Annotated in this window: 5 protein-coding genes, 1 tRNA gene and 2 rRNA genes (1 of these 8 cut by a window edge); 4 read left to right on the top strand and 4 right to left on the bottom strand. The window is 56.7% G+C overall.

Translation table 11 applies throughout. From position 1 onward, the window contains the following. The first annotated feature begins 53 nt into the window (after window positions 1–53). The 4 genes from SADFL11_RS17165 to SADFL11_RS17180 all read left to right on the top strand — a co-directional run bounded on the left by SADFL11_RS17165 (window position 54) and on the right by SADFL11_RS17180 (window position 8,308). Window positions 54–1,364 carry a S8 family serine peptidase gene (locus tag SADFL11_RS17165; RefSeq protein WP_008189652.1) on the top strand — a complete coding sequence of 437 codons (1,311 nt, stop codon included), beginning with the start codon at window positions 54–56 and terminating at the stop codon, window positions 1,362–1,364. A gap of 241 nt (window positions 1,365–1,605) precedes the next feature. Next, window positions 1,606–5,022, top strand: a complete 3,417-nt coding sequence (locus SADFL11_RS17170) for a transglutaminase family protein (RefSeq protein ID WP_040451214.1) — start codon at window positions 1,606–1,608, stop codon at window positions 5,020–5,022. Then, window positions 5,019–7,415, top strand: a complete 2,397-nt coding sequence (locus SADFL11_RS17175; protein ID WP_008189445.1) for a circularly permuted type 2 ATP-grasp protein — start codon at window positions 5,019–5,021, stop codon at window positions 7,413–7,415. The genes SADFL11_RS17170 and SADFL11_RS17175 overlap by 4 nt, the downstream gene beginning before the upstream one ends. Window positions 7,416–7,432: 17 nt before the next feature. Beyond that, on the top strand, window positions 7,433–8,308 hold the full coding sequence (locus tag SADFL11_RS17180) for a transglutaminase family protein (RefSeq protein ID WP_008196715.1): 876 nt from the start codon (window positions 7,433–7,435) through the stop codon (window positions 8,306–8,308). A gap of 169 nt (window positions 8,309–8,477) precedes the next feature. Here the strand turns inward: SADFL11_RS17180 and SADFL11_RS17185 are convergent. The 4 genes from SADFL11_RS17185 to SADFL11_RS17200 form a co-directional block, all read right to left on the bottom strand. Next, window positions 8,478–8,554, bottom strand: a tRNA-Met gene (locus tag SADFL11_RS17185). A 95-nt stretch (window positions 8,555–8,649) separates the two neighbouring features. Continuing rightward, a 5S ribosomal RNA gene (rrf, locus tag SADFL11_RS17190) occupies window positions 8,650–8,764 on the bottom strand. 194 nt (window positions 8,765–8,958) lie between these two features. Continuing rightward, window positions 8,959–11,683 (bottom strand): 23S ribosomal RNA (locus SADFL11_RS17195). A gap of 97 nt (window positions 11,684–11,780) precedes the next feature. Then, window positions 11,781–11,851, bottom strand: partial view of a hypothetical protein gene (locus SADFL11_RS17200; RefSeq protein WP_134853068.1) — the 3' end only. It continues 175 nt past the right edge of the window; the window shows 71 of its 246 coding nt (coding positions 176–246); its start codon lies off the right edge, out of view — the gene reads right to left on this strand; it ends in the stop codon at window positions 11,781–11,783.

The raw sequence follows: 11,851 nt of genomic DNA on the forward strand, positions 1-11,851 counted from the left end.
AGACGCCGAAAGGCGGTCAAGATCCGCAGGACCTGTGATCAGACGAGACTTGCATGAGTTCTTACATCACCAAGACAAGCTGGTCCGGAAAGATCCTTTTCATCCTCACAAGCTTTCTGCTTGGCAGTGCTGAGACCAAAGCGGAAGAACGGTCCAGTCAGTCCGCGAAGACGGTTTTGGAACGCGCGATATCGTCGGTCTGCGCTGACACGCCTCTGACCGGCTTTTCAATTCAAAACGCAGTTCCGCAAAGCTGGCTGCTCAACGAAACGAGTATACCAGCCTCCGGCCTGCTGGCGCGGCAGGACATCCGCCTGGTTTTGCCCGGTGGTGATGAGCTCACCGTTGAAATCCGCCTCGCAGGAGGATCTCCCCGGCAAAACCGGGCCACCTACTATCGGAACGAGAACAATGCGCTTCTTCCCAGCGTTCTTGCGATTGCAGATGGCAGCTGCGTGATCCGGTCTGCCCGAAAGATCCGTTACAAAGATGAACCGTGGGTCCTGTTGGATCAGCTCCAGGGCGACATGGAAACCCTTCGCTGGACAGAGACTCTTCAGGCCCCGTGGCCTGATGGGAAAGATCCCGGCGGCGCACGGGTGGCTTTTGTTGATTCCGGACTTGCCTATGACCTCCCGCTGTTTCGCGATCGGCTGGCGCGGGACAATGACGGCATTCCAATTGGATACGACTTTTGGGATATGGACCCCTGGCCTTACGATGGTGATACGTCCAGAGGCGCGTTTCTACCGGTCCGCCATGGCACAGCGGTCGCCTCCGTATTCGCCCGCGAAGCCGCAAATGCGGCTCTGGTGCCTTTCCGTTATCCGCGCCCGGATATGAGCCGGATGGCCGATATTGTTACCCGTGCAATTGACCACGAGATCCGGATCCTTGCGATGCCGCTCGGAAGCAATTCAGAGAAAGACTGGACGGAATTCGCTCAAGCACTCCAAGACCAGAACATCTTGGCCATCGTATCAGCCGGCAACAATGGCCGCGATATCGATGCACAACCGGTCTATCCTGCGGCGCTCGATCTGGACAACATTCTGACGGTCACCTCGGCTGATGGCTTTGGCCGATTGGCGCCGGGATCAAACTGGGGAAACACCAGCGTCGACCTGATGGTCCCTGCGGAAAACATTGCGGTGACCGATTTCCGGGGAGCTGCTGGCGTCACGTCCGGCTCCAGCTATGCCGTCCCACGGCTCGCCGCACTTGCAGCCCGGCTTCTGGAACAAAACCCGGGCCTGACTGCCCTCGAGCTAAAAGAACTTATCGTGGACCGCGCCGTCGCTTCACCTTTTGAAACGGACAACCGTGTTGCCGTCGGCTGGATTCCTGATCCGGACAAGGACTGAACTACAACGCAACGATAATACCGGAAGCGCCACTTCGCTGCAGACAATTCCCGCTTTTCACTTTATCTGACCATTGGTTGGACACCCTGTAAAAGACTTAGTCGACTTATCGATTTGCAAACGAGAGCCTGTAACTACTTCTTAGTAGCCGCGCTCATTCAGCGCTATGGCTCCGGTCCCTGTGCAAAGGATTTTATCTCTGCCATAGTGCAGTGCACCTTCCGCGCGACACGAGTACTCCATGGCCATTCATGCAAGTCTTTATCATCTGACACACTATGCCTACGACCGGCCGGTAACACTTGCGCCGCAGATTGTCAGGCTAAGACCGGCCCCTCACAGCCGAACGCGGGTGATTTCGCACAGCCTGAAGGTTTCTCCGGGCGGCCATTTCGTCAATCACCAGCAAGACCCATACGGCAACTGGCTCGCCCGTTTCGTGTTCCCGGAACCGGTTCGGGAGTTCAAGATCGAAGTCGATCTTGTTGCGGACATGACGGTCTACAATCCGTTCGACTTTTTCGTTGAAGATCGCGCCGAGCATTGGCCATTCGAGTACGATGCGGACCTGAAAGACGATTTGGTCATCTACAGGACGCCGGAGGCGGAAGGGCCAAAACTGGCAAAATTCATCGGGTCGATCGGTCTGGACGAAACCCGCACGGTCGATTTTCTTGTTGGCCTCAATCACAGGGTCTCGGAGGAAATCGACTATACAATCCGTCTCGAATCGGGCGTTCAGACGCCTGAGGAGACCCTCACCAAAGGGTCCGGATCGTGCCGGGATTCAAGCTGGCTGCTTGTTCAGGTTCTCAGGCATCTGGGATATGCCGCACGGTTTGTTTCAGGATATCTGATCCAGTTGAAACCGGATCTGAAGGCACTGGACGGCCCCGCCGGCACGGATCATGATTTCACAGATCTTCATGCCTGGGTGGAGGTGTATATTCCCGGCGCAGGATGGATCGGTCTTGATCCGACATCGGGCCTTCTAACCGGTGAAAGCCATATTCCGCTGGCAGCAACACCCCATTACAAGAACGCCGCGCCGATTTCGGGGACGGCCACCTTTGCTGAAACCGATTTCAATTTCGACATGAGTGTTGCCCGTGTGTCCGAGCATCCGCGGATCACAAAGCCCTTCTCCGACGACGCCTGGAACCGGCTTCTTCAAACCGGCCATCAAGTCGATGCGGCACTGGAAGCTGGAGACGTACGCCTGACTATGGGCGGGGAGCCGACTTTCGTCTCCATTGATGACTTTGAAAGCGAGGAGTGGAACACAGCCGCGGTCGGGCCGGCAAAACGGGGTTTGGCCGACCAATTGATCCGCCGCCTGCGCGAACGGTTCGCTCCCGGTGGGGTCCTGCACTACGGGCAAGGGAAATGGTATCCCGGTGAAACCTTGCCCCGATGGACATTTTCGCTTTTTTGGCGAGCCGATGGCACACAGATCTGGAAAAACCCGGACCTGATCGCGCTTGAGGACAGCACTCCTGTCAAGGACCCATCTAATGCAGGGGCGCTTCTGGAAGCGATTGCCGAACATCTCGACCTGCCGAAGGAACATGTCCAACCAGTCTTTGAAGATCCAGCCGAATGGATCGTGAAGGAAGCAAACCTTCCGGAGAACCTCTCTCCACAGAATCCAAAACTTAAAGATGCCGAGGAGCGGGCCCGGTTTGCACGTGTATTTGGTCGTGGCCTTGAAACCGCGGTCGGATATGTGCTGCCGGTCCAGAGCTGGCAGAGCAAAAGCACCGGCCCAAAATGGCGGTCTGAACGCTGGCGGTCGCGCCGGGGTCACCTGTTCCTCGTTCCAGGTGACAGCCCTGCCGGTTTCCGGTTGCCGCTTGGATCCCTGCCATACATCCGGCCTGTCGATTACCCCTACACGTATACGGCGGACCCTTCCCTGCAAACGGGCGCCCTGCCGGACTATCAGGACGAGTTCAAGCAGAAACGCCAGCGTGCCATTCAGGATGAAATTGACCGGCTCGCCGCAGAGGAAAAAGAAAAAGCTGAGCTTTTGCCGGAGACGAGTGCAGAGCACTCTCAACGGGTACAGACCCAACGGGAAACCGCTGATGTTCAAACTGTTGTCCCACAAGGAGGGGTCGATCCGTCAGATGGATCCGTCCGGACCGCGCTTGCGATCGAACTGCGCGAGGGCCGGCTGTGTATCTTCATGCCGCCCGTCGAACGCCTGGAGGAGTATCTTGAACTTCTCGCTGCCGCAGAGCTGAGTGCAGAACAGCTCGGCCTCAAGATTCATATTGAAGGATATGGACCACCGGATGACCCAAGGCTCAATGTCGTCCGGGTCGCTCCGGACCCGGGCGTTCTGGAGGTCAACATTCATCCAGCTGCAAGCTGGGACGATTGCGTCGCGACGACGGAAGCGATCTACGAAGAGGCCCGGCAATGCCGCCTCGGAGCGGACAAATTCATGATCGACGGCCGGCATACGGGTACCGGCGGCGGAAACCATGTTGTCGTTGGTGGTGCGACGCTGGAAGACAGTCCGTTCTTGCGCCGGCCGGACCTTCTAAAATCCCTGATTTTGCTTTGGCAGCGGCACCCTTCATTGTCGTATCTGTTTTCCGGGCTGTTTATCGGCCCGACCAGCCAGGCTCCACGGATCGACGAAGCCCGCCACGATACCCTTTACGAGCTGGAAATCGCGTTGTCCCAGATTGCCGGACCGGGCACAGGACATTACACGCCGCCCTGGCTTGTTGACCGCCTGCTCCGGAACATGATGACGGATGTAACCGGCAACACCCACCGGGCCGAAATCTGCATCGACAAGCTCTATTCCCCGGATGGCCCGACCGGCCGTTTGGGACTGGTGGAGTTCCGCGGTTTTGAAATGCCGCCGCACCCGCGCATGAACCTTGCCCAGCAGCTGCTCCTGCGCGCCATCATTGCCCGTTGCTGGGCAACACCGGTGACGGGCCAGCCGGTACGATGGGGCACGGTTCTTCATGATCGATACATGCTCCCGCATTTTGTCTGGCAGGATTTCCTCTCCGTTCTTGCGGATTTGAAAGACCATGGTTTCGAACTCGATCCGGTCTGGTATGAAGCCCAAGCCGAGTTCCGGTTCCCGTTCTGTGGTGCGGTCGATGTCGAAGACGTTCATCTGGAGATCCGGCAGGCCCTGGAACCGTGGCATGTCCTTGGCGAGACCGGAGCAATTGGCGGAACGGTCCGGTACACCGACAGCTCGGTGGAGCGCCTTCAAGTGCAGATGTCGACCGCCTTCAAGGACCGGTATGCCATCATGTGCAACCAGCGCCCCATACCGATGACCGAAACCGGTACGGCGGGGACCAATGTTGGCGGTGTCCGTTTCAAAGCCTGGCAACCGGCAGAGGCGCTGCACCCGGTTCTACCGGTCAACGCCCCCTTGACCTTTGACGTCTATGATCGCTGGTCTTCGCGGCCGGTCGGCGGATGCGTTTACCACGTCGCACATCCGGGCGGCCGGAACTACGACACATTTCCCGTCAATGGCAACGAAGCGGAAGCCCGCCGGCTGACCCGGTTCGAAGGGTTTGGCCATTCATCCGGACAGTACACTCCTGTATGGGAAGCGCCGCATCCGGAGTTTCCGATGACCCTGGATCTGCGGCGGCAGGGCGGGTTGATATGACCACGCCCGCAAAAGAGCCCCTTTCGGCAACTTATCCCTTGTTGCGGGATTATGCCCTCCAGTCTGGTGTCGCTGACGAGCTGCTTGACCCCAATGGCGTGATGCGCCCGGTTTGGGGGCCATTCATTGAGCAGCTTTCGCAACTGTCGCAGCCGGAGATCACGGCCTGTTTCGCCCGCGGAGATCAATACCTGCGGGATGCCGGAGTGTTTTTCCGCCAATACAGCACCGACCCTCACCAGGAACGCGACTGGCCTCTGAGCCATATTCCGGTGATCATGCACGAAGGAGAATGGGCAGAGATCTGTGAAGGGCTGACGCAACGCGCTGAGCTCTTGGAGCGGGTGGTGGCCGATCTTTATGGCGACGCAACCCTGGTCCGCGATGGTCATTTGCCCGCAGAACTTGTCGCACAAAACCCGGAATGGCACCGGCCGCTTGTCGGATTAACACCGGCCTCAGGCCACCATCTCCATTTTCTGGCGTTTGAAATCGGCCGCAGCCCGGACGGGTCCTGGCTGGTGCTGGGTGACAGAACACAAGCCCCATCGGGCGCTGGCTTTGCGCTGGAAAACCGGATGGCGACTGTACGGGTGTTTCCCGAACCGTTTCCTCAATCCAAGGTGCAGCGGTTGGCAGGTTTTTTCCGGGCCTTCCGTGATGCCATGGATGACTTGCCTTCGACTGAGGGTGGACGCACTGCGATCCTGACGCCGGGCCCCGGCAACGACACTTATTTCGAGCACACTTACATTGCCCGGTATCTCGGGCTAACACTTTTGGAAGGCGCAGATCTTCTTGTGCAGGACGGCACAGTTCAAATGCGGACAGTGTCCGGCCCCAAACCGGTCAGTGTTCTGTGGCGCCGGCTGGATGCGTCCTACGCGGATCCGCTGGAACTCGATGAGACATCGCACCTTGGCACTCCGGGGCTTGTGGATGCGGTTCGCCAGTCGAATGTGAACCTGGTCAACAGCCTCGGCTCCGGGATCCTTGAAACCAGAGCCTTGATGGCATTCCTGCCGCAGATCGCCGATGTGGTTCTGGGTGAACATCTCAAAACCCCAAATCTGGCAACGTGGTGGTGCGGGCAGGCCGCCGAGCGCGACTATGTGAAAGCCAACGCAGAGGACTTGTTCATTGGGGAAGCTTTCAGCAGGGCCCTACCCTTCGATATCGGCCGGACGGACGGTCCAAAACAAGATCCGGCACTGCAAACACCCGAGGCCCTCTCAAACTGGATAGACACCGGCGCCGGTCAGCTTGTCGGCCAAGAGGCGGTAACCCTATCGACCACACCGGTCTGGGATAGCGACCGGCTTGTCCCCCGCCCCATGAGCATCCGCGTCTTTGCTGCCCGCACGGCCGAAGGGTGGGTTTTCCTACCCGGAGGCTATGCCCGGATCGGCCGCGGCGGCGATGCTACAGCCCTATCCATGCAACAAGGCGGGTCTGTCGCAGACGTCTGGGTCATGAGAGACAGCTCTGTCCGGCAGGAAACGCTTTTCGATGCCAAAAACTTCCGGCGTCAAGGGCCAAGCGTCTTGCCCAGCCGGGCGGCGGACAATCTCTTTTGGCTCGGGCGCTACATAGAAAGAGCCGAAGGCGTGATCCGGCTGTTGCGGGGCTATCATCTGCGGCTTGCTGAGGCAGGATATGACCAAGACCCGCGGCTTGTCCAAATCGCAGAACAGCTCCGGCTGCTATCGCTCGATCCAGATGAGGCCGTTATCACCGCTCTAAACCCACCCTTGAGCGCAGCCCGCGTATCTGCGGGCAAAGTCCGCGACCGGTTTTCCATAGATGGTTGGGCAGCACTCGCCGATCTCACCAACAGCTTGAGAGATCTGACCCCGGACCTTGCGCGTGGAGACGACACGGCAAGAGCGCTTGGCATTCTTTTGAGAAAAATCACCGGCTTCAAAGGCCTCGTGCACGAAAACATGCACCGGACCTCCGGTTGGCGGTTCCTGACCCTCGGCCGGGCCATCGAACGCGCAGATGGGGCGGCCGGCGTGTTAATGGCATTTGCCGGAAATGACGCCGGACCCGGTTTTCCGGATGTCGCGCTTGAGTATGCTGACAGCGTAATTACCCATCAGCGCCGGTATCGTATTGACCCAACAAACGAAACCGTTACCGATCTCCTTGCTCTCGATGCCAGCAACCCCCGCGCAATTCTCTTTCAGGTCACAGCCATGCGGCGCATAGCAGAAGACCTGCCGAATGCACGGATTAGTGGTCGCGTATCGCCCGTCCTCAGGGCCCTGCTGCCACTTGAAGCCCAGCTGTCTGTCGCCTCACCGTCAGAAATGAACGCGCGGCGGCTTGAGCGCGTTCGCATACGTCTGTCGGAAGTCTCGGACCGTTTGACAACCAATTATCTGATCTAGGATCGGAGCGGAAACTGATGCGCTATGAAATTCGCCTGACTGTCGGATATGATTATGGTGCGCCATCTGAACACGCCCGAACACTTGTCCGGCTGCTGCCCTCCGACGTCGCAGGCAAACAAATCGTCCCCTCTCGATTACTCACTGTCGGGCCCAAACCACAGGAGCGTCACGATACCCGGGACTTCTTTGGCAATGTCATGACTGTCCTGGTGTTTCATGAGCCAATCGACAAGATCGAAGTGTCTCTCAAGGCGACTGTTGAACGGCTTCAACCTGCTGCCAGTCTCGATTTTTCACCCGATCTCCAAAAGCTTGAACAGGAGGTTTTGGCGAACCGAAACCTGACCGCTGTCGCCCCGGCGCACTACACGGGCATCTCGCCAAGGGTTCCGGCCGATCCGGCCATAACGGAATTTGCCAAATCTCAAGCGGGTAAGGGGCTTTCCACCATGAGCATAGTGGAAAGTATTGGCAAAGCGTTACACGAACAAATGCGCTTCGATCCGGAGGCAACCGAAGTGTCGACCCCACCAGCGGAGGCGTATTCAAAACGTCATGGTGTGTGCCAGGACTTTTCCCATATCATGATTTCAGGCTTGCGATCACTCGGTATCCCTGCCGGATATGTGTCCGGATTCTTGAGAACATTGCCCCCAAAAGGTCAGCCGCGCCTCGAGGGCGCTGATGCCATGCATGCCTGGGTTTGTGCATGGTGCGGCATTGAGACCGGGTGGATTGAATACGACCCGACGAACGCCTGCATTGCCGGCTCGGACCACATCGTAGTCGCCTACGGCCGCGACTATTCGGATGTCGCACCCGTCAAGGGCGTTTTGCGGTCATCCGGCGACCAAAGCAGCTTTCACTCAGTTGATGTCCGACCCCTTTGATGTATCCGCTCTTCGGATATGCAAACAGGCGCCCTTTAGGACGTTTTTTTAGTATTAGTTTTGGAATGGGAGATCCGCAGCGCTAGCTGTGTCCTCTGCCAGGAGATCCGAGCGCATTAGGAAAACAAAAATAGCCCCGCATGTGCGAGGCTTTGATTTTTTTGAGATTTGGTTGCGGGAGCAGGATTTGAACCTGCGACCTTCAGGTTATGAGCCTGACGAGCTACCGGGCTGCTCCATCCCGCGTTAAGGTGGAGGCTATCGTTGAAGAGATGTGCTCAAGGTGCCCGAAGGGCGGTAGCACACTTTGAATGAAGAGCTTTCCAAATTGCGCTTTGCAGGCCTGGCAGCGACCTACTCTCCCACACCTTAAGATGCAGTACCATTAGCGCTGGGGAGTTTCACGGCCGAGTTCGGGATGGGATCGGGTGGGGGCTCCCCGCTAGAGCCACCAGGCCGGCGAAGGGCAATTTGGATGTAAAACTGGTCTGTTTTGTTTTTTTTAGATGATTTCAAACGTGCTCAAGTAGGCCGAAGGCCGGTAGCACACTAAAATGATCTTTTACAAGGCGCCAAGGGCGCTTTTAAAACTCGCGCTCAAGTAGGCCGAAGGCCGGTAGCGCAAGATAAGATGAACATTGACTAATGAGAGGATCAAGCCGAACGAGCTATTAGTAAAGCTAAGCTTCATGCATTGCTGCACTTCCACACGCTTCCTATCGACGTGGTGGTCTTCCACGGCTCTTCAGGGAGAACTGGTTTTGAGGTGGGTTTCCCGCTTAGATGCTTTCAGCGGTTATCCCGTCCGTACATAGCTACCCTGCAATGCGGCTGGCGCCACAACAGGTCCACCAGAGGTACGTCCATCCCGGTCCTCTCGTACTAGGGACAGATCCTCTCAATTCTCCTACACCCACGGCAGATAGGGACCGAACTGTCTCGCGACGTTCTGAACCCAACTCACGTACCACTTTAATTGGCGAACAGCCAAACCCTTGGGACCTGCTCCAGCCCCAGGATGTGATGAGTCGACATCGAGGTGCCAAACAATGCCGTCGATATGGACTCTTGGGCATCATCAGCCTGTTATCCCCGGCGTACCTTTTATCCGTTGAGCGATGGCCCTTCCACGAGGGACCACCGGATCACTATGGCCGACTTTCGTCTCTGCTCGACTTGTCAGTCTCGCAGTCAGGCAGGCTTATGCCATTGCACTCAACGAGCGATTTCCGACCGCTCTGAGCCCACCTTCGCGCGCCTCCGTTACCATTTGGGAGGCGACCGCCCCAGTCAAACTACCCGCCACACACGGTCCCGGACGTTGTTGCGCCGCGGTTAGATATCCATAAGGACAAGGGTGGTATTTCAAGGGTGACTCCACATCTGCTGGCGCAAATGCTTCAACGTCTACCACCTATCCTACACATGTCATTACGAATACCAGTGTGAAGCTGTAGTAAAGGTGCACGGGGTCTTTCCGTCTGACCGCAGGAACCCCGCATCTTCACGGGGAATTCAATTTCACTGAGTCTATGCTGGAGACAGCGGGGAAGTCGTTACGCCATTCGTGCAGGTCGGAACTTACCCGACAAGGAATTTCGCTACCTTAGGACCGTTATAGTTACGGCCGCCGTTTACTGGGGCTTCAATTCGGTGCTTGCACACCTCCTCTTAACCTTCCAGCACCGGGCAGGCGTCAGACCCTATACGTCGTCTTGCGACTTCGCAGAGCCCTGTGTTTTTGATAAACAGTCGCCACCCCCATTTCTGTGCCACCTATACCTGGTTGCCCAAGCACAGGTCTCCCTTCTCGCGAACTTACGGGAGCATTTTGCCGAGTTCCTTCAGCATAGTTCTCTCAAGCGCCTTGGTATTCTCTACCAGTCCACCTGTGTCGGTTTCGGGTACGGTTTATACGGTGGAGCTATTTCCTGGAACACCTTCGCTGCACCTGCAATCCAATAAGCAAGTACAACACACGGCATCCGTCACTACCACCAAGTACAGGAATATTAACCTGTTTCCCATCGACTACGCCTTTCGGCCTCGCCTTAGGGGCCGACTAACCCTGCTCCGATTAGCGTTGAGCAGGAACCCTTGGACTTTCGGCGAGGGAGTCTCTCACTCCCTTTATCGTTACTCATGTCAGCATTCGCACTTCTGATATCTCCAGGAGCCCTCACGGGTCCCCCTTCGCAGACTTACAGAACGCTCCGCTACCGCGCACACAAAGTGTGCACCCGCAGTTTCGGTGTATGGCTTGAGCCCCGGTACATTTTCGGCGCGGAACCCCTTATTTAGACCAGTGAGCTGTTACGCTTTCTTTAAATGATGGCTGCTTCTAAGCCAACATCCTGGTTGTTTTGGGAGTTCTACATCCTTTCCCACTTAGCCATAACTTAGGGACCTTAACTGGCGGTCAGGGTTGTTTCCCTCTCCACAATGGACGTTAGCACCCACTGTGTGTCTGCCGGATAGTACTTCTCGGTATTCGGAGTTTGGTTAGGATCAGTAAGGCGGTAAGCCCCCATAGCCCATCCAGTGCTCTACCCCCGAGAGTATTCATCCGACGCTCTACCTAAATAGATTTCGCGGAGAACCAGCTATTTCCGAGTTTGATTGGCCTTTCACCCCTAGCCACAGCTCATCCCCGACTTTTTCAACAGGCGTGGGTTCGGTCCTCCAGTGCGTGTTACCGCACCTTCAACCTGGCCATGGCTAGATCACTCGGTTTCGGGTCTAATCCAACGAACTAAAACGCCCTATTCAGACTCGCTTTCGCTACGCCTACACCTACCGGCTTAAGCTTGCTCGTTAAATTAAGTCGCTGACCCATTATACAAAAGGTACGCTGTCAGGCACGAAGCCCTCCAACTGTTTGTAGGCGTCCGGTTTCAGGATCTGTTTCACTCCCCTCGTCGGGGTGCTTTTCACCTTTCCCTCACGGTACTTGTTCGCTATCGGTCGACAAGGAGTACTTAGGCTTGGAGGGTGGTCCCCCCATGTTCAGACAGAATTTCACGTGTTCCGCCCTACTCGAGGACTATAAAGATTTCTACCCGTACGGGGCTATCACCCGCTGAGGCCCGACTTTCCAGACGGTTCCGGTTCTTACTCTATAGCCACTGGCCTGGTCCGCGTTCGCTCGCCACTACTAGCGGAGTCTCGGTTGATGTCCTTTCCTCCGGGTACTTAGATGTTTCAGTTCCCCGGGTTTGCTCCCTTGCGGGTACTCCATACGGAGTGGGTTGCCCCATTCAGAAATCCATGGATCAAAGCTTATTCGCAGCTCCCCATAGCTTATCGCAGCGTATCACGTCTTTCATCGCCTCTTGTCGCCAAGGCATCCACCGAACGCCCTTAAGACACTTGATCACTCTCATTATCAATGTTCATCTTTTTCAAGGTGCTCGCGCACCCTTAAAAAGATCATGTTTGCTGGCACTACCGCCCTTCGGGCTACTTGAGTGCGTTACACCCAACCACCTTCAGAGCAATAAAAACCAACAAAGTTTGCTTCAAACCAATCAAGCATGGGCCCCT

The sequence above is a fragment of the Roseibium alexandrii DFL-11 genome, assembly GCF_000158095.2.
In the GTDB taxonomy this organism is placed as follows: domain Bacteria; phylum Pseudomonadota; class Alphaproteobacteria; order Rhizobiales; family Stappiaceae; genus Roseibium; species Roseibium alexandrii.